Source organism: Priestia sp. FSL R5-0597, assembly GCF_038006305.1.
GTDB classification, from domain to species: domain Bacteria; phylum Bacillota; class Bacilli; order Bacillales; family Bacillaceae_H; genus Priestia; species Priestia zanthoxyli.
The window spans coordinates 2,339,967-2,364,912 of sequence record NZ_JBBOUZ010000001.1 but is presented as its reverse complement, the minus strand read 5'-3'; the positions used below and the strand labels follow the sequence as shown (position 1 = coordinate 2,364,912).

The 24,946-nt window shown below is 39.4% G+C and carries 23 protein-coding genes and 2 other annotated features; all 23 genes read right to left on the bottom strand.

The annotated features are described in order from the left end of the window. Positions 1-115: 115 nt before the first annotated feature. Entirely contained in the window at positions 116-1,333 is a 1,218-nt protein-coding gene (gene thrS, locus MKX72_RS12000; RefSeq protein WP_155008113.1) for a threonine--tRNA ligase, read from the bottom strand. A 53-nt stretch (positions 1,334-1,386) separates the two neighbouring features. After that, positions 1,387-1,615 (bottom strand) — a binding site (T-box leader). 39 nt (positions 1,616-1,654) lie between these two features. Further along, positions 1,655-1,881 (bottom strand) — a binding site (T-box leader). 399 nt (positions 1,882-2,280) lie between these two features. Then, entirely contained in the window at positions 2,281-4,023 is a 1,743-nt protein-coding gene (locus tag MKX72_RS11995; protein ID WP_154991329.1) for a sulfatase-like hydrolase/transferase, read from the bottom strand. Between the two features lie 164 nt (positions 4,024-4,187). Continuing rightward, on the bottom strand, positions 4,188-4,388 hold the full coding sequence (locus tag MKX72_RS11990; protein WP_154991330.1) for a hypothetical protein: 201 nt from the start codon (positions 4,386-4,388) through the stop codon (positions 4,188-4,190). 142 nt (positions 4,389-4,530) lie between these two features. Continuing rightward, positions 4,531-4,989 carry a cell wall hydrolase gene (locus tag MKX72_RS11985; RefSeq protein ID WP_033579000.1) on the bottom strand — a complete coding sequence of 153 codons (459 nt, stop codon included), beginning with the start codon at positions 4,987-4,989 and terminating at the stop codon, positions 4,531-4,533. Between the two features lie 200 nt (positions 4,990-5,189). Next, positions 5,190-6,452 (bottom strand): ATP-grasp domain-containing protein, encoded by a 1,263-nt coding sequence (locus MKX72_RS11980; RefSeq protein WP_155008114.1) that lies wholly within the window; start codon positions 6,450-6,452, stop codon positions 5,190-5,192. A 257-nt stretch (positions 6,453-6,709) separates the two neighbouring features. Beyond that, positions 6,710-7,294, bottom strand: coding sequence for an NAD(P)H-dependent oxidoreductase (locus tag MKX72_RS11975; protein WP_034266191.1), 585 nt, complete (start codon positions 7,292-7,294; stop codon positions 6,710-6,712). Positions 7,295-7,423: 129 nt separating this feature from the next. Beyond that, positions 7,424-8,272, bottom strand: coding sequence for a helix-turn-helix domain-containing protein (locus tag MKX72_RS11970; protein ID WP_051137114.1), 849 nt, complete (start codon positions 8,270-8,272; stop codon positions 7,424-7,426). Between the two features lie 142 nt (positions 8,273-8,414). Next, on the bottom strand, positions 8,415-9,620 hold the full coding sequence (locus MKX72_RS11965; RefSeq protein WP_049164582.1) for an MFS transporter: 1,206 nt from the start codon (positions 9,618-9,620) through the stop codon (positions 8,415-8,417). A 178-nt stretch (positions 9,621-9,798) separates the two neighbouring features. Continuing rightward, the gene (locus MKX72_RS11960; protein ID WP_155008115.1) at positions 9,799-10,971 is read right to left on the bottom strand and encodes an iron-containing alcohol dehydrogenase; all 1,173 of its coding nucleotides are present in this window, start codon (positions 10,969-10,971) and stop codon (positions 9,799-9,801) included. Positions 10,972-11,161: 190 nt separating this feature from the next. Beyond that, the gene (locus tag MKX72_RS11955; RefSeq protein ID WP_033578995.1) at positions 11,162-11,623 is read right to left on the bottom strand and encodes a GNAT family N-acetyltransferase; all 462 of its coding nucleotides are present in this window, start codon (positions 11,621-11,623) and stop codon (positions 11,162-11,164) included. Positions 11,624-11,662: 39 nt separating this feature from the next. Then, positions 11,663-11,920 carry a SunI/YnzG family protein gene (locus MKX72_RS11950; RefSeq protein ID WP_033578994.1) on the bottom strand — a complete coding sequence of 86 codons (258 nt, stop codon included), beginning with the start codon at positions 11,918-11,920 and terminating at the stop codon, positions 11,663-11,665. Between the two features lie 30 nt (positions 11,921-11,950). Further along, on the bottom strand, positions 11,951-12,697 hold the full coding sequence (locus MKX72_RS11945; protein ID WP_034266182.1) for an MBL fold metallo-hydrolase: 747 nt from the start codon (positions 12,695-12,697) through the stop codon (positions 11,951-11,953). A 239-nt stretch (positions 12,698-12,936) separates the two neighbouring features. Beyond that, positions 12,937-14,418 (bottom strand): amino acid permease, encoded by a 1,482-nt coding sequence (locus MKX72_RS11940; RefSeq protein WP_033578992.1) that lies wholly within the window; start codon positions 14,416-14,418, stop codon positions 12,937-12,939. A 101-nt stretch (positions 14,419-14,519) separates the two neighbouring features. Continuing rightward, complete coding sequence (locus tag MKX72_RS11935) at positions 14,520-14,798, bottom strand: YokU family protein (protein ID WP_033578991.1); 279 nt, start codon at positions 14,796-14,798, stop codon at positions 14,520-14,522. A 2-nt stretch (positions 14,799-14,800) separates the two neighbouring features. Beyond that, on the bottom strand, positions 14,801-16,210 hold the full coding sequence (gene ablA, locus MKX72_RS11930; RefSeq protein WP_028408513.1) for a lysine 2,3-aminomutase: 1,410 nt from the start codon (positions 16,208-16,210) through the stop codon (positions 14,801-14,803). Between the two features lie 42 nt (positions 16,211-16,252). Then, entirely contained in the window at positions 16,253-16,732 is a 480-nt protein-coding gene (locus MKX72_RS11925) for a GNAT family N-acetyltransferase (protein WP_049164561.1), read from the bottom strand. Continuing rightward, positions 16,720-18,240: a M81 family metallopeptidase gene (locus MKX72_RS11920; RefSeq protein ID WP_099331002.1), complete on the bottom strand. Its 1,521-nt coding sequence runs from the start codon at positions 18,238-18,240 to the stop codon at positions 16,720-16,722. The genes MKX72_RS11925 and MKX72_RS11920 overlap by 13 nt, the downstream gene beginning before the upstream one ends. A gap of 29 nt (positions 18,241-18,269) precedes the next feature. Beyond that, positions 18,270-19,727: an aldehyde dehydrogenase family protein gene (locus MKX72_RS11915; protein WP_154991337.1), complete on the bottom strand. Its 1,458-nt coding sequence runs from the start codon at positions 19,725-19,727 to the stop codon at positions 18,270-18,272. A gap of 28 nt (positions 19,728-19,755) precedes the next feature. Continuing rightward, complete coding sequence (locus MKX72_RS11910) at positions 19,756-21,051, bottom strand: aminotransferase class III-fold pyridoxal phosphate-dependent enzyme (RefSeq protein WP_034266166.1); 1,296 nt, start codon at positions 21,049-21,051, stop codon at positions 19,756-19,758. Beyond that, positions 21,035-22,420 (bottom strand): aminotransferase family protein, encoded by a 1,386-nt coding sequence (locus MKX72_RS11905; RefSeq protein WP_033578986.1) that lies wholly within the window; start codon positions 22,418-22,420, stop codon positions 21,035-21,037. The genes MKX72_RS11910 and MKX72_RS11905 overlap by 17 nt, the downstream gene beginning before the upstream one ends. Next, the gene (locus tag MKX72_RS11900; RefSeq protein ID WP_049164550.1) at positions 22,408-23,589 is read right to left on the bottom strand and encodes a thiolase family protein; all 1,182 of its coding nucleotides are present in this window, start codon (positions 23,587-23,589) and stop codon (positions 22,408-22,410) included. The genes MKX72_RS11905 and MKX72_RS11900 overlap by 13 nt, the downstream gene beginning before the upstream one ends. Further along, positions 23,589-24,251 carry a 3-oxoacid CoA-transferase subunit B gene (locus tag MKX72_RS11895; protein WP_033578984.1) on the bottom strand — a complete coding sequence of 221 codons (663 nt, stop codon included), beginning with the start codon at positions 24,249-24,251 and terminating at the stop codon, positions 23,589-23,591. Before MKX72_RS11895 ends, MKX72_RS11900 begins: the two co-directional genes overlap by 1 nt. A 1-nt stretch (position 24,252) precedes the next feature. Next, entirely contained in the window at positions 24,253-24,909 is a 657-nt protein-coding gene (locus MKX72_RS11890) for a CoA transferase subunit A (protein WP_028413338.1), read from the bottom strand. Positions 24,910-24,946 lie beyond the last annotated feature (37 nt).

The window sequence follows — 24,946 nt, the reverse complement described above, 5'->3', positions numbered from 1 at the left end:
AATATCTTATACCCTTCTAGTTCAATATTCCCTTCATTTTGGTGTAAGACAAGATGAAGGGAATCACTATCCGACTTAAAAAATCGGATTTTTCTATTTAGCAAGGTAAATGGCCTCAATAAACTCTGTTTGAATCCATTTCTTTATTCAAGTGTACAGCTGCCTCTTCAACACTTACTGTTCCAATGTTTTTCTTCCCGTGCTTTCGCATAGCAAGCGATTTATTTTCTACTTCTTTATCTCCTATTACGGCCATATAAGGAACTTTGAGCATTTCGGCTTCTCTAATTTTCAGACCTATTTTTTCAATACGATCATCCACTTCAACACGATACCCTTGTGACTCCAGCTCGTGTTTCACCTTGTACGCATATTCCACATGCGGCGGTGCAATAGGCAAAAGCTTAAATTGAACTGGAGCTAACCAAAGAGGAAATTGACCTTCATAATGTTCAATCAAGATGGCCATAAAACGTTCAACGGAACCGTATATAGCGCGGTGAATCATTACAGGACGATGCGGTTTATTGTCTTCTCCAATATACATACAGTCAAACTTCTCTGGCATTAAGAAATCAAGCTGAACTGTTCCGCACTGCCAGCTGCGGCCTAAGGAGTCTAAAATATGAAAATCGATTTTCGGCCCGTAAAAAGCCCCGTCTCCTTCATTCACCTGGTAGTCTAATCCTTTTTCATTTAGCACAGATTGAAGCGACTTTTCCGCTTGATTCCATGTTTCAATATCTCCCATAAATTTTTCAGGACGTGTGGATAGTTCCACTTTGTAATCAAAGCCAAAATGTGAATAAAAGTCATGGATAAACGCTAGAATGCGGCTAATCTCAGCTTCGATCTGACTGAGTTCTACGAATAAATGAGCGTCGTCCTGTGTGAATGACCGGACTCTTAGCAGTCCGTTTAAAGAGCCCGAAAGCTCGTGACGGTGAACCAATCCAAGTTCTGCGTATCGAATCGGAAGTTCTCGATAGCTTCTTCGCTTGCTGTTAAACAATAAAATGGCTCCCGGACAATTCATCGGTTTAATCGCATAGTTTTGTTTGTCAACATTTGAAAAATACATATTTTCATGATAGTGCTCCCAATGCCCTGATTGTTCCCATAGCTCCTGTTTCATCATGATGGGAGTTTTTATCTCTTGATAGCCTGCTTTGTAATGCTTTTGTTTCCAGTAGTTTTCTAACTCATTTCGAACAATCATTCCGTTAGGTAAGAAAAACGGCATACCAGGAGCTTCTTCCATCGACATAAACAGCTCCAGTTCTTGACCTAATTTTTGATGATTTCGTTTTTCTGCTTCCATTTGTTTTGACATGTTCATTCCTCCAATATGTTTTTATTCAACAAAAAAACCGCACTCATCCCTAGTAAAGGGACGAATGCGGCCGTGGTACCACCCTAATTCCGTAAAATACCTGTATGCATTTTACGCTTAAAAAGATAACGGTTTTACCGGTTGCAGTTTCAGTGTATACACATTCCCCGCCGCAGCTCCAAGGTGGTAAATTCATTTCGTTTTCTAAGGGTTCTCAGCCAGTGACCCTACTCTCTGTAAAGAAAATCCAAAAATGATTCATGTCCTTTTCAATGCTTGTATATTCATTTTTTCTACATAAAAAACCGCACTCATCCCTAGTGAAGGGACGAATGCGGTCGTGGTACCACCCTAATTCCGTAAAATACCTGTATGCATTTTACGCTCAAAAAAGATAACGGTTTTACCGATTGCAGTTTCAGTTATGCACATTCCCTGCAATAGCTCTAAGGTGGTAAATTAGATGATTTCTTAAGGGCTCCCAGCCGCTGACCCTATTCTCTGCGAAGAAAACGGCACCTAATTCATGTCCTTTTCATTGCCAAATAATGTTTGTTAGTTGTTAAAAGTGATTATAGTGTATAAATTTTACAGAAGTCAAGAAATAATTTTTATTTTTTAATATTATAGAATTAATTTATGCTTAAATTCCCGAAAAGTTACTTAGGAATATATGGGCTTAAAAAGTTTTTTATTATAATATTAACACCTGCATTTTATTTTGTTTTTACCTTTATTTTGTAAAAATAAAGGCAAAAAAGAAAGATATTACAAGCACTTATTTGCTTTATCTAAGTATTATTAACGAATTAAAATCCAGTACTGCTCAAATCAGAATAAGTAACATAGCACGAGTATCATCAGTTTTTTTATTTATATACTAAAATATTAAATATACCTTTTTCTACTTACACCAATATTAGGCTTGAACTCGTCGAAACTATTTTTTATCTATCTTTAGACGGAAGCCCCTGGTACATGCTTCCACTTTGCGGAAAAATCCGTTTTTTCCTGAGTTGTTCTTTAAGAATAACATCAAGCTGCCGCTGAATTTTCCTTGTTTCATTTGTTGAAAAATACGGGTAAGCCAAATTTACTGTTTCTAACGGATCCTTGGTCAAATTGTACATTTCAATTTGATCCGGAACCGATGTTTCTTTAAGGTTAGTAAGATCTACCGGGTAACTTTCATATTGCTCTCGGTGGATGACTTCATCTTTTTCGTTAGGTGCTGACCGAAATTGCGGATTATCATGGTATCGAGCGTATTTCCAGATTTCCTTTCCTGCGGCTGATTGAAACTCCACAATGACCGCTTGAATGTGATTAGGCTGAACGACTGACGGATAGCTTTCTCCTAAAAAATTTGTTTGGTGAAGTCTTTTTGTGGGGTCATCATCCGTCATAAAGAAAATCGGTGCTTTTTCTTGATGGAGCGATGTTTCTCCTCGCAACGTTCCTGAGAGGTCTCGCCCAACAAATGGATGTACTTCCGTATGACTTTTTTGCAATTGCTTTTGAACAGCGGAAACATCGATATTAGCCAAGCTAAGCATTGTCGGGATCAAGTCAACATGACTAGTCAGCAAGTCTGTACGTTGATAACTAGGAAACAAATGCTTGTTATGAATGAGAAGCGGCACGTGAATCGACTCTTCATACATGTTGTACCATTTTTGATGTAGTCCTCCGTGAGCCCCAAGCAAATCACCGTGATCCGACGTGAAAATAATAATGGTATTGTCATAGAACGAAGATTGTTCTATAGTCTGAAGGACTTTCAAAATTTGTTTGTCAACATTTTTTTGAAGCTGATAATATAAGCGCCGGTAGAAACTAGAATTTGGCGTCGGCTGCAGCGCTTTTGGGTAGATGTATTTATAGCTGCTTTGAGCGCTAGGCTTCGTTTGTAAAGATTCTCTAATAGTAGGTGGCGGCTCGATGTTCGGAATTGTCCCATCAATAGAAAACTGAAACATAGCAAGGTGTTTGGTGATCGCTCCGAACAGCGCAATGTCATGCGGGTTCACAAACGAAGCTACCATGAGCCAAGGCTGCGCAGTCTTTTGATATTCTAATCGTTGAATAAGCTCTATGATTTCCTCTGCATATATTTCGTCTCGTCCACTCACTCCAATGGCCGCAGATGAACCAGAATTGTGCGGGTTTCTTCCTTCCGGCTCTGGACCAATCCACCCTGAAAAACCAAACTTTTCAAGCTTATTAGCCCGTTGATAGAGGCGCTCTTTTTCTGGATCCGGTATTCCTGTTTGCATCTGGTAGCTAGAAAAAACGTTATGTGTTCCTGGAATTAAGATGTTCTCATCAGAAATATGCCATTTTCCTTTATAAAAGGTTTGATACCCAGCCTGCTTAAAATAATCTCCCATCGTTGGGACGGTATTAGGCTGCAGCCAAAACATATCAGGATCTTGTGACTTCTTTGCGATACCTTGCGTTTGGGTCACTCCGTGCAAGGAAGGGTACTGCCCTGTAAACAATGTAGCTCGACTCGGTGAACAGGCTGTAGAACCGACGTAGTGACGAGTAAACCCCATTCCATGCTGTTTTAAAAATTCATGTGCTTTTAAATGTTTTTTTCGCCACTTTTTTACTTCTTTACTTTCATATACGGGTGGAAATCGTTCTTCGTCCACCATAATCAACAAAAAATTAGGCTGCTCTTTCATGTTTACTCCTCCGCGTGTTTATCAAATGTTCTGTATTGATAAACTATGTAAAAAGTACTTTTTTCAGAAGAACGGAGTAAGGTTCATGTCTTTTTATACCCAAACAAAAAAAGACTTAGAGGATTTCTCTAAGTCTTTCATAACGCGTTTCAATACGATATTCCTTATTTTTTGTATGCTTTTAGCTGCTGATTTCGTTTATAGGTACCCATTATACTAGGTATACCTACAATTATGCTTATCATAAAACTCCACATCATGTAGCGCCAATCCCCTGTAACAAGCGCTACTCCCATAAAAAAAATGAGCTGACCAACAAGAGCTAACCATGAAGCTACCCAAGCAAACATCATATTCTCTTTCAAGTTATCACCTCATATTTTTAATTACGAATGACTTCTTTTATTTTACCATAAAATTCTAATTCCGAAGGTTGTTCTACTGTTTATGCTATGTACATAACTAAAAAAGCTAATGACAGCACGTAGCTAGCCATTAGCTTTTTTATTATTTTGCAAATACATGATGCCCTATTTTAATTGTTTCTTGCTTTTGGCGCAGCCATTGATCTCCCGTTTTATCAGGATTAAAGAAGAATAATGAACCTTTTCCTTGACCTTGGAAGTTAATTGCTTCTTCTACAGCTTTTTTTGAACCTTTGTCTGCAGGTTTATTAATTTGACCGTTGCTGACTGGGCTGTACTGACCTTTTTGATAAATAACGCCTTTTACAGTGTCAGGGAATTTGCTGCTGTCGACTCTATTTAATACAACTGTTGCCACGGCTACTTTGCCTGCGTACGGCTCTCCTTTGGCTTCAGCTGATACAAGACGAGCTAATAGTTCTTTATCATTTTTATTTACTTGAATGTGCTGTTCATGAGCGGGTGCTGCAGCAAATGCTGAGTAACCTGCACCAAAACTCGGGATAAGCATTGCGATAGCAATTACTAGTTTTTTCATCATAAAAATAAAAGCCTCCTTGCTATTTCTTGACGTGGTTCATATGCTAGCAGAAATATAGGAGTCTTTCATTGCAAAAAATTATCCAGTTCCAAAAGAAATTGTATATTCTCGTATTTTTTTAACTATTTTTTAATTTGTTCAACTTTCTGTTTTAAAGCAGCTTTTTTCAGACGACTCTGCAGTTTATCCTTTAATAACCTCTATGCGTTTACTTTATTGTCATAAACAACTTTTATTTTATAGTCTAGGTATCTGTAATACTGCTCACAGTCAGAGTAAGAGTCATGAGTCGTCAAAATAAATCCAGGGTACCCTGAAAAGTGCGGATACGGAAAAATTTCTGTACCTTTAGTTATGAACTGAATAACTCTTTTTACTTCACTATCTCTATGCACGTCTTCTACGCCTTGAATTTCTTTGAAAATTCCGTGACCTTGTACAGGAATAATGTAGTTGCCTACTACTTTCTTTTGTTGTCCTTTGTCTTTTAATGCAGGAGGTTTTAAACCTAATACATAGTAAAAAACTAGCTCCATATAGTTAATACCTGTACTTTCTTTTACTATATAATGTGAAATACCAGACCCTCCGATGCGCGCTCCTATTTCAATCACATAAGGTTTTCCTGCTGGGTCCAAGCGTAATTCAATATGAGCGGGGCCATTTTCAATCCCTAAAGCGGTTGCTGCTTTAGCTGCTTCTTGCGAAATAGATTCCCAAACGTTTTCTTCCAGGTGAGCTGGAGCTATATAAACACCTTCTTCAAAAAAAGGCCCTTTTGAATTTCCTTTGTAGCCTATAGAAAGTACATAAACTTTATCTTCTACAGAAAACGTCTCAATAGCAAACTCCGGTCCGTCTATAAATTGTTCAATTACGATACCTGTTTTATTTTTTGTGAACTTACCTAGATCTTCTTCATTTACGCGTCTCACTTTTTCTATACTGTCGATCAGTTCCTCTTTATTATTCGCTCTTGACACTCCTTGACTGGCAAATCCGTTAGAAGGTTTTATTACAACAGGATAGGTTAATAAAAGATCCTTTACTTCCTCTTCATTTTTAATCTCTTTAAAATAAGGAGTATTAAGGTTACTATCTTTTAAAATCTTCCTCATCATCTGTTTGTTGCGACAGTTACTAATCACAAACGGTGATAAGCCCGGCAAGTTTAGTTCTTTTGCCAATTGAGCGACAAACTCTAACGCCGGTTCATATATTGTCATAATACCGTCAAACGAATTTTGGTTATGCTCTGTTTTAATAACCTCAAGAGCTTTCTCCGGAGCTTGAAATAGATCAATGGGTATAAATTTTTGTACGTGTTTAAGATGTGTAGGTTCTGCTTCCTCTTGGTTATAAAAAAATGTCATTTTAATTCCGAGAGCTTCTGCTTCTTCAAAAATAAACGGTAAATATGTATTCTGTAACACGATTGCCAAGTGCTTATTTCGTAACGGCATTTACTTCCCTCATTTCGAACAGCTTTTCACTGTTTGATGACTAAATTCTAATGACAGCTTCGTACATTTGTCAATTTAATCCTGTATAATATTAGGAATATATAGAATGTTTAATATAGCAGTAAAACGTTGAGAAGCCAGATGTTTATAGAAGGGATACTAGAGGACATTTAAAAGCGGAAATTTTGCTATTTAATTATAAAGATATGGTTAGAAAAAATTCAATGAGAATTTTTATAAAAATAGATAGTAACCATTTATAAAGTTACATCTTTTTCAGCCATCTCATCTAGTATTCTTTTTAATGCAACGTCTGGGTTTAATGCGGGATCTGTTATATGCTGAGTTAAGCATTCCGCACTTTCACTAACCTCTTTTTCGGTAACTACAACCGAATTATATTGAACAAAGTGAGTAAGAAACTTCATGCCCGTTAAGTTAGCCGTTTGTTGCAGTGGTTTTGTTAACTCACTAATCGTATAGTTGTTATAACCTCCTGCTCTATATGACTTTTGCGGACCTCCTACTGAAATTGCCAATACAAATTCTTTTCCATGCAGTTTGGTGCCATTCGTGCCGTATGCCCAGCCGAAAGTTAATACATCGTCCAACCATTTCTTCATTAGCGGAGGCGTACTATACCAGTAAAAAGGAAATTGAAAAACGATGCGGTCATGCTTTAATAAAAGCTCTTGCTCTTTTTCTACATCAATTTCCCAATTCGGATAGCGCTCATAGATATTATTAACTGTGACATCTTCCTTCTCTAATCGCTTCATCCACGCTTTATTAACGTTAGATTCTGCTAAATTAGGGTGAAATATATTTACTAATACTTTCATTATGATCTCTCCTATACTGTGTATAATTTTTATAGTACGGAGATGATTTTCACTTAAACATCTCCTCTTAAATTCCTTTACACGTTTATTTTAGGAGATATTTAAGTCGTTTTCTTGTACAAAATTCGGTTATTTTTGTATAAAATTTTGTTTCCACTTAAGCGGGGACATTCCCGTTATTTTTTTAAAATGCTTTGAGAAGTGGCTTTGATCTGTAAAGCCTAATTCATAAGCAATTTCACTAAGCGGCAAACTGGAGCTTTGTAATTTTTCTTTTGCTCTTTCAATTCGAATCTTAAGCAAGTATTGATGGGGCGTTACGCCTAGCGTTTGTTTAAAGCTGTTAATGAAATGAGAGGAACTTAAATTAGATAAACGAGTTAACTCATCTAATGTAATAGATTCAGCATAGTGATCTTGCATGTATTCCATCGCTATTTTTAAATGCTCAAGTCCCGGCGTCTTACTAAGAAAATTGGATTGACTATCGTTATGCTGTTTTAAAATGTGATAAATAATTAAATTTGTAACTGAGTCAATGTAAAGTTTTCCTTGAGGATTCCCATGTTCGACCTCTTCATTAAGCCACAAAAGAAGCTGCTGCATTTTATGATCTTGATTTCTAAGGTAATAGCTTAGATCAAGGCTAGAAGATAAGCTTTCTTTATCAGCTATTTCTTTAACGATTTGAGGATTTAACTCAACACGTAAAAAAGATAACGGTTCTTTCCACTCGCAAGTGCTGTCAGCTCCCGCAGGAATAAAGTTAATATCATTTTTAAACGCTACTCCTCCATGAAAGCTGTCTGCTACTGTTTCTTGAATCGCAACAGGCTTAGCGGTACGGTGAAGAAGAAGCAAATGTTTATCCAACGTTTCACGTGCTTGTTGAGGCTGCACGTTTGCTGCTTTTATAATTTGAATATTTTCTTGTTTTTGACTCAAAACGTCATTTGAGTTAAACTTCACTTCTTTCATATAGCGCTCCTTTTTTATAGAGATATCCATCTTTTACTTTTTAGTTTGAATTTATGTGAACCCTTTTTGATTACTATAACGAAAGAGAGAATAAAAAGAAAAAGAAGTGAACCATAGATTCACTTCTTTTATGACGAACTCTTTATTTCATAGCCTGTAAATGGTTATTAGATTTCTGTTTTGCACCCCGCTGAACGAAAAAAATGATACAGAGCGCTAGAAGATATAAACATGCAAAAGCTGTTATGTACCAAAGCGCTGAGGTAATGCCGCTTGCGTCCATAGTAAAGCCAATAAGCGCAGGGAAAACAGCACCTCCAAGCCCTGAAAAACCAGTAATTAAACTGGTGACAATACGAGCAGATCCGGTAAACGTATGGTTAGCATATACCATCGTTATCGAATAGATACCTGACATTGCAAGCCCTAAAAACGCTAATAAAATATAGCCTGCTACTGCTTCTTTTAACAAGATAAACAGCACTAAACTCACAATTGTTCCTCCAATGCTGCCAAAAAGATAGCGTTCGTATGTAACGATTCGAATAACCCATCCAGTAGCTACTCGTCCTATTAGCATAGCCATCCAAAAAACGCTTATGCTTAAAGTAGCCTGTGATGGAATTACATCTAGATACACGATAAAAATAGACGAAAGAAAATTATTCATGCTGCTTTCCACTCCGGCGTACATAAAAATCATTACACTAAAAAGAGCGAGTATTTTCCATCTTTGATTTTTAGCAAGCACAGGCGCAGGTTCTGAGTTGGCGTCTGAAGCACCGCTTTCTGAAGTTGAAACAGTCTCTTTTTTAAAAGGAATCATTTTACAGACTACAACCATTAGTAACGCTAGTATACTGGTTATAAAAAATGAATACCTCCAGCTGTTCTGTGAAATCAATAAGCTAGCTATTAACGGCATCAACAGCGCACCCAGGCCAAACGATACTTCTAAATAACTCATAACAATAGCTCTTCTACCGATAAATACTTCCATCATTAAAGTAGCTACAACTACTTCCAAGGCCGCTACACCAATACCATTTAAGAAATTGAATACGATAATCCACTCAAATGGAGGCAATAAAAGCATACCTATTTGTGATAGCGCTATCATTAATGCGGAAATTGTAAGTAAATTCATTTCGCTGAAGCGTCCTAATAGAAAAGAAGATAGCGGAACTCCTATCAAAAATCCTAAAGAACCTACTAATACAAGCTGCCCGCCAACTGTATAAGACACATGGTAATGTGTTAACAATTGCGGTAAGACGGATCCTACGGCTGTAATGACTAATCCGCCCAACAAATAAAGCGCATATGAAGCTAGCGCAAATTTTTTCATCTTCCCACTCCCTTATATCCTCTAAAGCGTTCTTTCTGTACTCAATTATAAAGGTTTTTCTTAGATTATTAACCGAAATCCTAGAAAAAAATTTCTCCATACGCTACTTAAGTTCCAATCATTTATAAGATAAAACAAAAAGAAGGAGATCTATGTCTCTTTCTTTTTGCTATTCACCTTATAGTGATGCTTTTAAAATAGCTAAAATATCATCTTTATTCAGTTTCTTAAAGTTACCGAAACCTCCGTGCTCCATTTCACGAGCAGCAATTCCAGCAATTTCGTCTAGTCGCTCTTCTCCGATATCGTAATCTGCTAAGCGAGAAGGTGCACCAAGGCTTGACCAAAAAGCGCTTAGCTTATCGATTCCTTCTAACGCAATTTCTTTGTCACTTTTACCTGCAGTTTCAATATCAAACATGCTTGTCATGACGCGTTTCATACGAGTGACATCTTGATCTACAACGTGTCGCATCCAATTTGGGAATAGGATTGCTAAACCGCCCGCATGAGGAATGTCATATACTGCTGATACCGCGTGTTCAATTGTATGTGAAGCCCAATCTCCAAAGTATCCCATTTGAAGTGTTCCATTTAATGCGATTGTTCCGGAATATAAAATCGTTTCGCGATGTTCGTAGCTTTGCAGATCTTCTAGCAATTTCGGTGCTGTTTCAATTACTGTTTGTAATACGGAATAGCACATACGATCTTGTAAAGGCGTGTTTTTCACGTTATGGAAATATTGTTCGAACACATGACTCATCATGTCTACCATGCCGTAGATAGTTTGATCTCTAGGAACAGACATCGTGTTCACAGGATCTAGTATAGAAAATACAGGGTGCGTAACGGTGCTTCCCCAAACGTATTTTTCATTTGTTTCCCAATTCGTAATAACAGAATCAGGATTCATTTCAGAACCTGTTGCTGCCAACGTTAATACCGTTCCAAACGGCAGTGCTTTTGTAGCCGTTACTTTTTTGTTAATAATATCCCAAACGTCGCCTTCATACTCAGCTCCGGCAGCGATTGCTTTTGTGCAGTCAATAACGCTTCCTCCGCCGACTGCTAACATGAAGTCAATGTTTTCATTTCGGCAAATTTCAATTCCTTTTCGTACCGTAGATAGTCGAGGATTTGGCTCTACGCCCGCTAACTCATGTATATTTACGTTTAACTCTTTTAACAGCGTAAGAACTTGATCGTATAAACCGTTTTTCTTAATGCTTCCTCCGCCATATACAAGCAAAATATTTTTTCCGTATTTCGGGAGTTCTTCTGATAATGCTTGAAGCTGATTTTTTCCGAAGATTAATTTTGTGGGATTATGATAAATGAAATTTTCCATACTATCTGTATACCTCCTAGTTGAATATAAAGTAAGTTGTCGCATTACGCGAACAAGAATGTAAGTATAAATGTAAAACAAAAATTTTTCAAGAGTTAAGTTCTCAAATCGCGTACTTTGTTTTGTTGAGTGATTAAAATGAAGAAAATGGCTTCCTAGACATAAAAAAGAGAGCAAGTAAATGCTCTCTTTAAAGCTCTTTATAAACCATTTTTCTATACGTAACAAAGCCTTCTTTTTCGTAAAAGCTCTCCGCAACCGTATTGTCACTCCAGTAATCCAACTCAATTGTATTTATGTCTTGAGTACGGGCAATGCTATAAATTTCTTTCATCAAACTTGAACCAAACCCTTTGTTTTTGTGGAGTTCTGCGATACTTATTTGATGAACATAAATTGACTTGTAAGCTTTTTTAAACACTGTTTCTGAATACTGCTTTATTTCAACCCAAGCGAATCCTACATGCTGTCCTTCATCTTCTGCTAAAAGAAAGATAAACCTATCGTTTTCCATCACTTTCTTAAAAAATTCATGTATCTTCTGAAAATCATATGTTTGAAAGCGCTCGGGGGATAATTCTACATGCAGTTGATGAACAGACTGATTAAGCTTGGCAATTGTATCAGCATCGAAAGTACGGCTAATCTTCAATTTTTTCTCTCCTATATATCTCATATTTAGTAGTGGTCGTTATGAATTTATTTCGTTTAATATAGCCGGTGCGTTTGAGGTAAATAACAGATAGTTTTTATTGGTCGTTTTAATAAAAATTCGGTCAGTTGTTCCGTACGGAGGGCCAATTCGAATGGCGTTTGCTTCTTTGCCTCCGTACGTGTCATCTTCCGTTACTTCAAGAATGTCTTCTAACGGAATCGTAAAGTGTGCAAGCTGCCATTTTATAATGAGATTATCATTTATTTTTCGGACACTGATAGTTGGTGTAAACATTTTGTCCATCCCCTTTGGCTTCTATTTATCTTAACTTTGTCTCTCTGCAACGTGTTCTTTTATCCTTAAAATCGCTTCTTTCGGACAGCCTTGAAAATAGCCTCCGTGATAACAAATAACATGCTCGATCTCATAGTTTAAAAACTTTTCAAGTGATTGAACTGCTTGGTCCATATTTAAGGTCGTTTGTTTAACAGGTTCCATTAGCTGTCCATTTGCCAATACTAGAGCATCTCCGGCAACCAGCGTTTTTGATTTTCTTAAATAAAAACTAACGTGCCCAGGCGTATGTCCGGGAGTAAAAATAACTTCAATGCCTCCGCAGTATGGAAGCAGTTGACTTCCTTTTAATACTATATCCACGTCAACTTTTGGAGGGGTTTTATATAAATATTTTATTTCATCAGGTATAGCTGATAGTTCTTCTTTACTCATTTGACTAGCATTCGTTTTAATAAGCGGAAGTTTCCCTTCAATATACGGCTTATCAAATTCATGAGCATATACGATGATATTTTCATTTGATTTTTTTCGTATATCAGTCGCACACCCTATATGATCTAGATCTTGATGCGTTAGAAGAATTACTTTTAGCTGTTCAATAGATATATTCAATTCACCCAAGATCTCTTTCAGTTGATCGGTTTGCCCAGGCATTCCTGTATCAATTAGAATAGCTTCATCGTTATTCCAAACTAACGTAGGATTTAATATTATATCTTGGTCAAAAGCTCTGGCAGTCAACTGTAGCATCTCAACACCTGCAGAAATTCTCATTACGAACCCCTTTTCTTATTAAAGTACAAAGATTTCCAACCTCCACAATTGCTTAGCATGCAGTGCTATTCTTGAATTTTATCAATAAACAAAATAAAAACCAGACTGGAAAAAAATAACTTTTTATGATATGATATTTGTATAACAGAGTGTAAAATAATCGATTTTTATAAATGAAAAGGTGAACCCCACTGTCCGGAGTTCACCTTTTTTCTTTGTCGTTAGCCACTATGGCTTTTTTATTTCTTATCCTCTTTTTGAATGCACTCATGTAAAGGTACAACCTTGGTTTTCTTTGCTATTTTATATCCCCACCACGTCGCTAAAAAGAGAGGCAGGCCAATGTAGGAGACCGTTAAGCCGTACCAATCAATTTTGTCGGAAAGTACCGCTTGATAGTTTTGTCCTAAAATAACAATGAGGCACATTCCAAATGCAAGAACAGGACCTAGAGGGAACCATTTTGCTTTATAGGCTAGATCATTTAGATCCTGTCCTGAAGCAACATATGCTTTTCGGAAACGATAGTGGCTGACGGCAATACCAATCCACGCAATAAATCCGCTCATACCTGAAGCGTTTAAAAGCCACATATACATTTGATCACCAAAAACGGATGTTAAAAAGGCAAGACCGCCAATAATAGTGGTTAAAACAAGCGCATTTACTGGAATTCCTCGACGATTAATTTTCCGAAGCGCTTTAGGCGCTTGCCCTTCATTGGCCATTGACCATAACATTCGCGTAGAAGCATATAAACCAGATGTTCCGGCTGATAAAACGGATGTAAGAATAACAGCATTCATCACCGAAGCAGCTGCAGCAATTCCTGCTTTTTCAAAAACAAGCGTAAATGGACTAACCGCAATGTTATCCACATCTCCTCCTAGAAGAGATGGACTGGTGTAAGGAATGATAAGCCCGATTACAGCAATGGCTGCAATATAAAATAGAAGGATGCGCCAAAAGACTTGGCGAATGGCTTTTGGTATATTTTTTTGAGGGTTTTCACTTTCCCCTGCCGCAATACCGACTAGCTCTGTACCTTGAAAAGAAAATCCCGCGATAAAGAAAATGCTTAGTACGGACAGAAATCCGCCGTTGACCGGCGCTTCTTCTAATGTAAAGTTTTTAAAGCCGATATATTCACCGCCGAAGATGCCAAAGATCGTCAGAAGGCCCACTCCGATAAATACAATGATGGTTACTACTTTTACGAGAGCAAACCAATATTCAGATTCTCCATAGCTTTTTACAGATAGGAAATTAAGTAAAAAAATTAAGCCTAAAAACAAAGCGCTCCAGATAATACTTGGCACATCAGGGAACCAAAACTTCATGATAATAGCAGAAGCAGCTATTTCTACAGCGAGCGTAACAGCCCAGTTAAACCAGTAGTTCCAGCCGAGCGCAAACCCGAGAGCTGGGTCTACATAGTGACTGGCGTATGTTGAAAAAGAACCTGATACCGGCATAAACGTGGCCATTTCTCCAAGGCTAGTCATGAGAAAATAAACCATAATTCCAATAGCCCCGTAAGCAATCAGCGCTCCTCCCGGTCCAGCAGTTTGGATGGAAGATCCCGTGGCTAGAAATAAGCCAGTTCCTATTGAACCTCCAATGGCAATCATGGTCATATGACGAGCTTTTAAATGGCGTTTTACATGCTTATCGTCCTGTTTTTTTTCTTCTTCATTACGATTTATATCGACTGCTTCCATACTTATCCCACCTTCATAAAAGAACTATGCGAACATGTTTAACGTAAAGCGTATAAGAATATCCATCTCCTATAAAAAGTAGGAGATGGATCCTTTATTGCTCACTTTGAAAAATCAAAGTAGTTTCGTTTTAATAGACGAGGCAGGCTCATAAGCTGTTCGTACGTTACACTTTTTTCTAAGACAGAGGTGTTGATTAAAAACAGTTGATCTTCAATGTGTCCAACTGTTTCGTCTGTTTGATACGTAATTCCACATTCTGAACATGTAATGGAAGGCGTCTCTTTAATTTCTATAGCTTTTGTACCGTCAGGAAGCTCCCAATAAACCGTTGCATCCGTCTCCTTGGCTTCATATGATTCGCACCATTGGCACTTCAATATTATTCCTCCTTCGCTCCCGCTGTTTCGTATTTTTTCATTTGCGTTTCAAATTTTTTCTCTTTTAATTGATCGCGCTTTTCACGCTTGTCTTTTAAAGAGCTATGCTCTGGATTTTGGTCATACGTTTTTCGGCGGTCAAGACGGTTTAGACCTTCTGGCGTTAAGTTGAACTTTGTATCATCAATAATCGAAAGAACACCGTTGCTTTCAAATTTTTCAAACACTTCAGGATATACTTTTTTATAAAATTCTTCTGCGCTTCCACTTTGGTAATTTTGCGGCTCTGGATAAGACGTAATAACACCTTCAAAGTTTCGAAGCACCACTTTATTGGAGCTTTGAGAAATAATATAGTTTGGCTGCAGCGGAATTTTACCGCCTCCTCCAGGAGCATCCACGATAAACGTAGGAACTGCATAGCCGGACGTATGGCCGCGAAGTCCTTCCATAATTTCTAGCCCTTTGCTGATTGGCGCACGGAAATGGCCGATTCCTTCTGATAAATCACATTGATAAATGTAGTAAGGTCTCACGCGAATTTTTACTAAATCATGCATAAGCTGCTTCATGATTGGCACGCTGTCGTTAATTCCAGCTAAAATAACCGCTTGGTTTCCAACTGGAACTCCTGCGTTGGAAAGCATTTCACATGCACGCTTTGATTCTTCTGTAATTTCAATTGATGTGTTAAAGTGCGTATTTAGCCAAACCGGATGATATTTCTTTAAGATGTTGCACAGATTTTCTGTAATGCGCTGAGGGAACACGACCGGCGCTCTTGTACCGATACGAATAATTTCTACGTGCGGAATATCGCGCAAATTTTTCAAAATATATTCTAAAATATTGTCATTGATTAATAGGCCGTCTCCTCCGGAAATTAATACATCACGGATTTGAGGGTTGGCAGCAATGTAATTAATAGCTGTATCCAGCTGTTTTTTTGGAACGCCCATGCCAATTTGTCCTGAAAAACGTCTTCTTGTACAGTAGCGGCAGTACATAGAGCACTGATTTGTAACTAAAAACAGCACGCGGTCTGGATAGCGGTGCGTTAAGCCAGGAACCGGTGAATCTTCATCTTCATGAAGCGGATCTTCTAAATCATACCTTGTCTTATGCAGTTCTTCTGAAATAGGAACGGACTGCATTCTGATTGGACATTTCGGATCGTTCTCATCCATTAACCATGCGTAATAAGGAGTGATGTTTAACGGAATCGTTTTGGTTGCAATTTTAACGCCTTCTTCTTCTTGAGGTGTTAAATTGATCACTTTCTTTAAATCTTCCAATGTTTTAATCGTGTTTGTCAGCTGCCATACCCAGTCGTTCCACTGCTCGTCCGTTACATCTTTCCAAAGCTCGATTTCTTTCCAGTGTCTGCTTGCTTTATATAATGTATTTTTCATTTTATATTCCCTCCAAAGTTTATTTTTTGAATAGATGTTCTACTAAGAAATTGACCGCACCATGTAATAGCGGTCTTCTCCTTCGCCAAACTCTCCTGCTCGCGTTTCTTTAATCGTAAAGCCCATTTTTTTATACAGCTTAACAGCGCCTTCATTTTTTACATTCACAGTCAAACAAACACTTTCAAAACTATCTTTTTGTAGAATAGAAAATATTTCTTCTAAGAACAGCTGTCCAACTCCGCTTCCTTGTTTATCAGAGCGGACGTAGAACCCAAAGATATAAGCTTTTGTGACATCTTTGTAATCTCTAAGCAGCTCGCAAATGGCAATTGGCCTTGCGTCATTTTCCTGGAAATATTGAATGAGCTTTCCGTAGCGCGCTAAAGGTACAAGCGTCTGTTCATCAACGGCTCCCATGCCCGGAAACGCATCTTTTTCAAGTTCAATCATCATTTTTTGCTGCGCGGGACTTAACGACTCTGGGACTTCGATATAATACTGCTCTTTTAATGCATCCATTTTTCTTTCCTCCTTTTTTCACTTTCATATTTTGCATCTTGCAGCGGCCATATTGGACTTGGAAGGTGCTGATAATTAAAGGTCGTTAAGCGATTTGACGCTACGCCTGGAGCATCCACATAGATGATAGACCCTACAAGCGGTTCAAAAGCGGCTCTGAAATGATTTTTAGCTTTTAAACCAATGATTTTTTTCCTTGCTGGCTCGATACCGATATGGCGAAAAAGTTCAGGATCGTTTGCTGATATCGGCCTTCCAATCAACAAAATATCCAATTCTCCTACTCGAATATGAGCTGCGCCTTTTACATTTACTTTTAAATGCTGATTAAACGGTCCCGAATTGTAAAACTCACCTTCTGATAAGCCAATGACCTTTGCTTCAACTTCAACGGGCTTTCCAAACTCAGGAGAAACTTTTCCTCCTAAGGAAAGAGAGACGTAGCTTCCAACTCCTGCTTGCAAGCATTGTTTAATAGATTCAGGGTCATAAAGACCTCCAAACAGTGTCCCCGGCATATTTAGCTTCAGCATGTATTCTAAAAGCTCTGTTGTATCACCGCTTCCGCAGCTTAAAGGATTGTCCGCTATATCAGCGAGCACAATTGGCTGTTCGTTTGATCGTTTTAACGCTGTTTGCAGACCTTCTTCAACGGTAGGCAAATCTACCATAAATTCCTCTTTTATACTCCAAAATTGAGAAGCTAGTCTATTTGCTGTTTTTTCTGCTGTTTCCGGATTCAAAGCTGTTACGAGCACGCTTGCTCCCGCAATTGGAATATCAGAATACGGAAAGCCTCCAAAAACGGAAACATTGTATACGTCTTCTTCTTGCTCGGCTTGCTTAGCAAGATCAATCATTTTTTTCATAGGTCCTTCTGCTGTTCGCATATTAATCGACGGCAAAAGCATGGGCAGTTTTTTTAAAGACGCATAATAGATAGCGCTTTCTTTTACCTGTGTTAAAAGCGCTCGCGCTGCGTTCACTCCTTGTTCATACATATCAACGTGAGGATATGTTTTAAAACCGAAATGTAGCGGCGTGTACGTAAGCATATATTCACTGATATTTGCGTGCATATCGAGCGTAGTAGCAATGGGAACGTCGCTTCCTATACAGCTTCTTATTTGACCTAACAAATGAGCTTCCGGATCGAAAAGATGCTCTGCTACCATTGCGCCGTGCAAGGCGATTAATAAGCCATCTAGCGGGCCGGCGTGAGTAAGCATATGCAGCATTTGCTTTTCAATTGTGTAATAAGCTGCCGAAGATACAACCCCAGACGGAATTGCAGCTGCACAAACAAGGGGAACGATTTCTACTTGCTTCTCTTGCTTTAATACATCCAAAAATCCCCCTACTTCTGTTTTGGTTCCTGAGTATGCTTTATATATTTCCGTTCCAACAAAATATCCTTCTTGTACAAACTGTTCTATTTCTGTTTTTAATGGACTAAAGCTGTGAGATTCATGATAAAAAAAGGCAATGCCAATGCGATATGAAGACATGTGCTCCTCCTTTTCGCTAAGGTGCGAGATTAATAGTTGGTGTAGACAGACTTCCATTCTGTCATCACATCAAATGCATGATGAGAAACTTCCCTGTGGCCGTTGCCAGACATTTTCATTCCACCGAATGCTACCCCCATTTCAGCATTAGATGTTCCGTTATTGATATAGACTAATCCGCTAACAGCGTCTTTGGCAGCTCGGCTGGCATAGTGCAAGCTGCTTGTATAAATAGAAGTGGAAAGTCCGTACACCGTTCCATTATTGACGCTCATTGCTTCTTCGTAGCCATCTACTTCAATAAAAGCAAGCACGGGACCAAAAATCTCTTCTTGAGCAATTGTGTGATTTGAATGGACGTTATCGATGATTGTAGGCATGTAATAACAAGTTCCTAACTCTGATAAAGCACGACCTCCGAGCGCAATATTCCCGCCTTCTTCTACCGCTTTTTGTACGTAATCTTCTACTAAACGGCACTGCTGTTCATTAACAAGCGGTCCTATTGCAACCCCTTCATCAAGACCATTTCCAATCTTCATTTCTTCTGTAAGAGCTATTACTTTTTTCAACAGCTCTTCTTTTACTGAACGCTCCACGATGACTCTGCTAGCTGCGGTACAACGCTGACCCGTTGTCGTGAATGCTGATTTAACGATTCCCTCTGCTGCTTTATCCAGATTGGCATCTTTTAATACGATAACCGCGTTTTTTCCTCCTAGCTCTAAAGAAATACGCTTTAAGGTTTTGCTGCTCATTTCTGCTAATTGCTGACCAACTTCCGTAGAACCTGTAAATGAGATGATTTTCACTTCAGAGTGCGTAGCAAGCTTTTGTCCAACAATTCTGCCCGATCCTGTAAGCAAGTTAATCGTTCCTTTTGGAAGCCCCGCAGCGTGCAATACTTCCATAAAAATCTTCGCTGAGAGCGCCACTTCTGAAGCCGGCTTCCAGACAACGGTATTGCCAGCAATTAAAGCGGCAAACATTTTATAAGAAGCGAGAGAAACAGGAAAGTTCCAAGGTGTAATACATGCCACAACTCCAAGCGGTTCGCGAACCATTTTTATATCTCGGTCAGGAAAGCCAGCGGGCACTATTTCGCCAAACAAACGTCTTCCTTCTCCCGCCATATACTGAGCTGTTGCAATGACGACACCAACTTCCCCTATGGATTCTGATAGCGGTTTTCCCATCTCTTTTGTCATTACTTGGGCTAGCTCTTCTTTTCTGTTTTCAAAAAGCCCAGCTGCTTTTGTTAAAAATGCTGCACGTTCAGGAATAGATATATTTTTCCAGTGGCTGTAGGCTTTACTAGCCGCGTTTACGGCAGCATCGACTTGACTAGCCGTAGCGGCTGCGCACATTCCGACGAGCTCTTGTGTTGCAGGGTTTATACTTTTAAAATAGGTTTGCTCCTCTTCACTTACCCACTCGCCGTTAATATATAAATCTCCTTGCAACAGTTCGGTTTTAGTTTGACTCATATCGTTACCCTCCTTTTCATTTAAAAAGCTAGTTAATTGAAACTGCTTCTGTGATGACTTCTTCTAATAAAGACAGCCCTTGATTCAGCACGTCTTTATCAATATTCAGCGGCAGCATTAAGCGAATGGTTTGCCCTTTGACTCCACAGTTCATGATAAGCAGTCTTCTTTCCAGCGCTTTTGATTTAATGGCAGGAACATAAGCAGCTGCTGTTTCAACATGAAATTCAATGCCAATCATCATGCCAATTCCTCTAACCTCTTTAATAGCCGGTAAATGTCCGATAGAATGCTGAAGACGTTTCACAATATCGGCACCTACTTTTTCACTGCGCTCTACAAGCTTTTCTTCTTCAATGATTGAAATGTTAGCTAAAGCAGCTGCGCACGATACTGGATTTCCACCAAAAGTAGAACCATGTCCGGCTGTTGGCCATTTCTCATGCAGTTCTCGGCTTGCTACAATCGCTCCTAGTGGCATACCACCGGAAAGAGCTTTTGCTAAAACTAAAATATCTGGTGTGACTCCAGCATGTTCTGCGGCAAACATTTTTCCAGTGCGCCCGAATCCCGTTTGCACTTCATCAAAGATAAGCAGAATGCCATAATCATTCGCTATGTCTCTCAGTGCGCGTAAAAAGCTAGAAGGAGCAGGGTAATAGCCTCCTTCGCCCATGACTGGCTCAATAACAATCGCCGCTACGCGTGAAGGATCCACTCGCAGTTCAAACAGCTTTTGCAGTTGATTTAAGCAATATGCTTCCGCTTCTTCCTCGTCAATATTAGGAAGCTGACTTGGATACGGATAAGGCGCGTGATACACTTCTCCCAAAATCGGCTCGTAGTAGCTTCGGTACTTGGAGCTTGAAGCCGTAATAGCTGTAGCTCCTAATGTACGGCCATGAAAAGAACCTTCGAAAGCAATAATCGCTGGTCTGCCAGTGGCCGCTTTTGCTAACTTAAGCGCTCCATCAATAGCTTCTGCGCCTGAGTTTGAAAAGAAAACCGTATCTAAGTTTCCTGGCGTAATTTGCGCAAGTTTTTCCGCCAAATTCACAGCTGTTTCATAGTATCCGTAATTTAAACCGAGGTGAAGCAGCTGATCTGCTTGTTTTTTAATCGCTTCTACCATCTTTTCATGTGTATGACCTACTGCATTGACAGCTACTCCTGATACAAAATCAATGTATTCCGTGCCATCAGCTGTCCAAAATTTCGCACCGTGCGCTTTTTCAATAACAAGCTCTGTTACTCTTGTCATCACGGGTGATAAATGTTTTTTGCCTTTGATTTGAAGCTCTTCTGTTTTATTTTGCACTTTCATATGACTCATCCTTTCTTATGTGCTGATGAAAAATAGAAAACGCATGATCTAGCAATCTCACTACTTCATCAACTTCTGATTTCGTTATATTTAAAGGAGGACTAATAATGATATGTTCTCCTTTATGTCCATCTACAGATCCGGACCCTGGATAAAATACGCCTCCAAGCTCCATACAAATTTCATTGAGCTTTTCGCTGGCTGCTTCGCCTGGCTCGAAAAATATCTGTTGATTGGCGTCTTTCATTAGTTCTAATCCAATTAAAAGTCCGCGGCCGCGAATATCTGAAATATACGGATGCTTGCGCTGCAGCGCTACTAAACATTCCATTAAATACGCACCTTGAGTTTCTACATTTTGAAGGATATTTACTTCTTCATACATGTCCAAAGCAGCAAGTCCTGCCGCTATCGAAACAGGATGTCCACTGTACGTATAGCCGTGAAGGAATTTTCCGCCGCTATTTTCTAACAGTCCTTGAATCAGACGGTCATGAACAACCATTCCTCCTAAAGGAGCGTACCCTGCTGAAACTCCTTTACCAAACGTTAAAATATCCGGTTCGATTCCGAATTGTTCCACTGCAAAATCAGTTCCTGTTCTCCCAAAGCCTGTCATCACTTCATCAACAATCAAAAGAATGTCATAGCGGCTGCAAAGCTCACGTACTTTTTTGAAATAGTCAAGCGGAGGCACGACAGCTCCTTGCTGACTTCCTACAATCGGCTCTGCGATAAAAGCTGAAATATTTTCTGGACCAAGCTCTAAAATGGTGCGTTCAATATCGGTGATGCAGCTCCAGTTTTGATTTGCCACGCAGTCTTCTTGATTGCGATTATACGGACAGCGATGACAATAAGGAGAATAAACGTGCGCAAAATGTAAAAGATTAGGTGTGTAAGGATATCGTCTTTTTACATCTCCTCCAGCTGATAGTGCCCCTATCGTATTTCCGTGATAGGACTGCCACCTTCCGATTACGATGTGTTTTTGCGTCTTTCCGGCATCTCTGTGATATTGCCTTGCTAATTTTAATGCACTTTCATTGGCTTCTGATCCTCCTGATGTAAAATAGACTTTGTTTAAATGGAGTGGAGCCATTTTACCGATTTTTCCTGCAAGTTTATGCAAAACATCTGTTTCAAAACGTAATGTATGAACAAACGCCGCTTTTTTAGCCTGATCAGCCATCGCCTCGGCTATTTTTACAATGCCGTGCCCTAAGTTTGCCGCTACGGCCCCGGAGCAGCCGTCTAAATACTTTTTTCCTTGTTCATCTATTAAGTAGCTTCCTTGACCGTGCGTAATCATAGGGTACTTTTTTGTTAAATCTCTATGAAAAACATAATCTCTTTTTATTTCGTCCATCTTTCCACCACCATCGCCATTCCTAATCCTCCTGCAACGCAAATAGTAGCAAGGCCGTATCGTCTTTTTTGCTTGTGGAGCTCATGACACAGAGTTGTGATGATTCTTGCCCCGGAGCAGCCTAAAGGATGTCCAAGCGCAATTGCTCCTCCGTTTACATTCACTTTCTCTGATGTGATGTCCCATTCTCTTAAGCAAGCAATACTTTGGGCGGCAAATGCTTCGTTTAGTTCAATTAAGTCCATATCATTTAAGCTTAAACCGGCTTTAGTTAAAGCAATTTGCGAAGCAGAAACGGGGCCAATTCCCATTTCCTTTGGAGAGACGCCGGCTGCGGCAAACGACACAACCTTTGCCATAGGTGTTAATCCGAGGTGCTCAGCTTTTTCTTCCGACATCATCAGCAGCATCGAAGCGCCATCGTTTCTTCCGGATGAATTTCCGGCTGTCACCGTTCCATTTCTTTGAAAAACGGGCTTAAGCGTACCAAGCTTTTCTTTGCTAGTAAGACGAGGAAATTCATCTGTTGCAAAATGCCTCATTCCTTCTTTTACAGGAACCGGTATAATTTCTTCTTCGAACAAATCAAGTTCTATAGCCCGCCTAGCTTTTTCCTGACTATAAAAAGCAAACTCGTCCTGCTCCGTACGGCTAATGCTATACTTTTCAGCAAGCCACTCCGCCGTCTGTCCCATTGTAAACGTTCCGTATAGCGTTTCAGGCTGTGATTTTGGCTGACTTTCTGTGTTAGAGTCATAGAGTGTTAAATCACCAACGTGAAAACCAAAACGAGTGCCTACCGTATAGTGCGGTGCTTGAGACATGCTTTCCACTCCTCCAGCTAATACCGTTTCGGCTTGACCTGATAAAATGGACATAGCGCCATTCATCACAGCCTGCATGCCTGAGCCGCACTGGCGGTGCACGGTATAAGCAGGAATACGTTCAGAGAATTGAGCTTTAAGCCCGGCTACTCTCGCTATATTAGGAGCATGAGCGCTTTGTTTCGTTTGTCCGACAATAATTTCATCAACAATCTCTGATGTATATCCGGCTGAAGACAAATTGTTTTTCATCACAAGAGAGACTAGTTCTTCTGGAAGCGTATCTGCAAGCGAACCGCCAAACTTTCCAATAGGAGTTCGAAATGCATTTACAATCACTGCCATTATGCCGTCACCTCATTGTCTTTGCTAAACAATGTAGAAACATGAAAAGAAGCCTCTGTTTTTTGTTTTACTTCCTCTAAAGAAACACCCGGAGCTGTTTCAAGAAGTTCAAGACCAAGATCGGTTACCGAAAAGACAGCTAATTCCGTAATAATCATATCGACTCGTCGCTCTGAAGTAAGCGGATAGCTTAAATTCCTAACTAGCTTTGACTCTCCTTGACTATTCGTATGAAGAGTCGTCACAATCACTTTTTTCGATCCTTCTAATAAATCCATTGCTCCTCCTACGCCAAGAACACTTTTCCCGGGGACAGCCCAGTTCGCAATTCGCCCTGCTTCATCTACTTGAAGCACTCCAAGAATGGATACATTCACATGACCTCCGCGTATCATCGCAAAAGAATCGGCGCTGTTAAAAAATGAGGCACCTTCCAAGACCGTGACGGGAAGCTTCCCAGCATTCACAAGCTCTGGATCTATATAGGTTTCTTCAGGAGTAGGGCCAACGCCGAGAATTCCGTTTTCTGAATGTAAAAACACGTGAACATCGGGTGAAATATAATTAGCAACCAAAGTAGGAATCCCTATCCCTAAGTTCACTACATCTCCGTGACAAAGCTCTTTTGCAGCGCGCCCAGCAATATATTGTTTGACGTTCATCTTATTTTTCTCCTTTCACTACGATATAAGTAACGTATAAATGAGGAGTGATAATTTCTTCAGGAGAAATTTGTCCAACTTCAACCACTTCTTCTACTTCAGCAATCACGATATCAGCGGCCGTTGCCATCATTGGATTAAAGTTTCTTGCTGATTTGCTGTAAATAAGATTTCCGAGTCGGTCTGCTTTTTTAGCTTTTATAAGCGCTACATCTGCGTGCAGCGATTCTTGCAAAACATATTTCTTTCCTTTTAATACTCGTTCTTCTTTTCCTTCAGCGAGCTGAGTCCCTACGCTCACAGGTGTGTAAAATCCTCCAATGCCCGCACCTCCTGCTCTAATAGCCTCGGACATTGTTCCTTGCGGGATAAGCTCCACTTGAAGTTCTTGTTGTTGATAGGCATGCACAACTTCAGGATTGGAAGTGAAATACGAACCTATAGCTTTTTTTACTTGTTTTCTTTGAACCAATATACCCAATCCTTTTCCAGGTTCACCGAGGTTATTACTAATAATCTCTAAATCTTTAAGGTTTGATTTGGCAATCGCCTCAATTAGACTGAGCGGGCTTCCTACAAGACCAAATCCACCTACCATAATGCGTGCGCCATCAGTTATTTTTCCTACTGCTTCTTCGCGCGTGATGATTTTGTTCATTTTGTTTCCTCCTTTTCTTTTTATATTTCACAGCGCT